The sequence below is a fragment of the Streptomyces sp. YIM 98790 genome, assembly GCF_011421595.1.
Classification (GTDB): Bacteria; Actinomycetota; Actinomycetes; order Streptomycetales; family Streptomycetaceae; genus Streptomyces.
Genome location: NZ_WTLH01000347.1, coordinates 1 through 2,696, shown reverse-complemented (window position 1 = coordinate 2,696; position 2,696 = coordinate 1). Strand labels below are relative to the sequence as shown.

Genomic DNA, 2,696 nt, shown 5'->3' with positions numbered 1-2,696 from the left:
GGCCGGGCACGCCCGGCGGCGGGGCCGCGGCCGAGCGGGCGGCGCGGGGCCCTGCGGGTGTCCGGGACGGAATCGGGCGTGCTCATCGCGGGCACACTACCTGGCTGCCCCCGGGCGCCCGGGGTACCGCCCCGCACGCCCGCGTCGCGGGTCGCCCGGCCGTCCCGGCGCCCTTCGGCCATCGGTGTCACCGCGGCCCGTCGCGTTGCGGACACCGGGGCGTCGTGTGCGTCGGGCATATCCGTTTCCGGTAGCCACACTGCTGGGCGCCAGGCGAGAGAGGACGGCTGACACCGTGACACTGCCGGGGACGACCACCGCACCGACGAGACGGCTCCCGGCGCCGCCCCGGCCCGTGCTGCGCCGCATCGCCTGTCTTCTCCCGGTCGCCCTGGTCGTGCTCTGGTCCGCCGGGAACTGGGCGGTGATCACGGACGGCCTCGGCCAGCTCCGGGCCGCCGACCGCGGCTGGCTGCTGGCCGCGGCGCTGACCACCGGCCTGTGCTGGGTGGCGGTCTGCTTCGCGCGGCAGGGCACCGTCCTGGAGCCGCTGCCCGCCGGCCGGCTGCTGGCCACCCAGTTCGCGGCCGGCGCCGCCAACGACCTGCTGCCCGCCGGACTCGGCGCGCACCTGGTCACCCTGCGCTTCTACCGCCGCTGCGGGGTGCCGCTGGCCCGGGCCACCGCCTCGCTGGCGCTCTACTCGCTCGCCCTGCCGCTGGGACGGCTGGTTCTGCTGCTCGCGCTGCTGGCCCTGACCCCGGGTGCGCTGCGGCCGGGCGCGGCGCTCCCGGCCGGCCGGGGCCTGCTGATGACGGTGCTGGTGCTGGCCGCGCTGGCCCTGGTGCTCACGGTGCTGCTGACGGTCCGACCGCTGCGCGGCGCGCTGCGCGGCTTTCTGCGCACCGCGCTGACCGACGCCCGCGCGCTGCACGCCCGGCCGGCCAGGACGGCGGCCCTGTGGGGCGGCGCGCTGGCGTTCCCGGCGCTGCAGGCCGGGGTGCTGGTGACGGTGGCGCTCGCGCTGAACGCGCCGCCGTCGTGCCTGCATGTGGCGATCGCCTATCTGGCGGCCTGTGCGGCGGCCGGCTTCATCCCGACACCGGGCGGCCTCGGCTCGGTCGACGCGGCGCTGGTGGTGACGCTGGTCGCGGTGGGCACGCCGGTGGCCACGGCCACCGCCGTGGTGATCGGTTTCCGCGCGATCACCTCCTGGCTGCCGCTGCTGCCCGGTGTCCTCACGCTGGTGGCGCTGTTCCGCTGGCGCGTGCTGTGAGACCTGCCGGCGGCGGGCCTCGGCCAGGGCCGCCGCCAAGCAGGGTCCGGGGCCGGCAGCGCGAAGAACCGGGCGTTGCCGCCGGCGCACCCGTCCGCACCCGGGGCGCCGCACCGCCGCAGCCGCACCTCACCGCCGCGCAGCAGCACGCACACCCCGGCGGCCACGGCGGCCACGGCGGCCACGGCGGCGGGCGGCGGACGGCGGCCCGGCCGGCAGGGCGAGCAGCAGGGCCAGGGCGAGCCAGACGTAGGCGTTGCCGCCGGCGAATCCGTCCACGCCCGAGCCGTCGGACCGCCACAGCCAGACCGCACTGCTGCACAGCAGCACATAGGCCCCGGCGGCCCCGGCGGCAGCCGGAAGGCGGCGGCCCGGTGGGCGGGCGGGCACGGCCGCGGCCAGCACGGCCAGCGCGGGCAGCAGCCAGACCAGGTGGTGGACCCAGGTGACCGGGCTGACCAGACAGGCGGCCACACCGGTCAGGGCCAGTCCGGCGGCCGGGCTGCCGGCGGCCTCGGCCCGTCGTACCCGCAGGGCCCAGACGGCGAGGATCAGCACCGCTCCGGCCGCCCAGGCCGCCTGCTGCGCCATGCCCGGAGCGGCGGAGTCCGCCAGCCGGGCCACCACGCCCCGCCAGGACTGGTTGGAGATGTAGGCGAGGTCGCCGATGCGTCCGGTGTCCCACAGCGCCCCGGTCCAGTAGTCGCGGGAGGCACCGGGCGCGGCGCAGGCCGCCAGCAGGGTGGCGGTGCCCGCCGTGGCGGCGGCCACGGCCGCGGCACGGCGGCGCCCGGCCAGCAGCAGATAGCCGATGAACAGGGCCGGGGTGAGCTTGACCGCGGCGGCCAGTCCGGTGCCGACGCCGGCGAACCGGGCGGCCCGGCCGCCGCGCGCCGCCGACAGCCGGGCATCGGCCAGCACCAGGGCCAGCAGCACCAGGTTGACCTGGCCGAGGCTGAGCGTGTCCCGCACCGGTTCCAGCAGCAGCACCGCACAGCCGGTGACCGCCAGCGCGTACCAGCGGCCGCGCACCCGGCCGCGCAGCACCGGCCCGGCCAGCAGGACCACCACGGCGGCGGTGGCCGCGGCGTTCAGCAGCAGGCCGGCGGCCAGGGCGGCGGGCCAGTCCAGCAGGGCCAGCGGCAGCATGCACAGGGCGGCGAACGGCGGGTAGGTGAAGCCGTAGTCGTGTCCCGGCACCCGGTAGTCGTAGAGCCGGCCGCCGTCGCGCACCCAGTGATGCACCGCCTCGTGGTAGACCTGCAGGTCGAACCAGTGCCGGTGCAGCGGGACGGTGGCCAGGAAGAGGGCCACCGCGGCGGCCGGAAGCAGCAGGAGCAGCGCCCGCGGCACGCGGGGCCGGCGCGGCGCCGGCGTCCGGCTCATCCCGGCTCCGGCCGCGGCATGGTGCCCGGGCCGG

Annotated in this window: 2 protein-coding genes; one reads left to right on the top strand and one right to left on the bottom strand. The window is 78.3% G+C overall.

Going from position 1 to position 2,696, the window contains the following annotated elements:
- Positions 1-301: 301 nt before the first annotated feature.
- Positions 302-1,276 carry a YbhN family protein gene (locus GQS09_RS27860; RefSeq protein ID WP_243761884.1) on the top strand — a complete coding sequence of 325 codons (975 nt, stop codon included), beginning with the start codon at positions 302-304 and terminating at the stop codon, positions 1,274-1,276.
- Positions 1,277-1,405: 129 nt separating this feature from the next.
- Here GQS09_RS27860 and GQS09_RS27855 read toward each other — a convergent pair whose 3' ends face one another.
- Positions 1,406-2,662 (bottom strand): glycosyltransferase 87 family protein, encoded by a 1,257-nt coding sequence (locus GQS09_RS27855; protein ID WP_165990291.1) that lies wholly within the window; start codon positions 2,660-2,662, stop codon positions 1,406-1,408.
- Positions 2,663-2,696 lie beyond the last annotated feature (34 nt).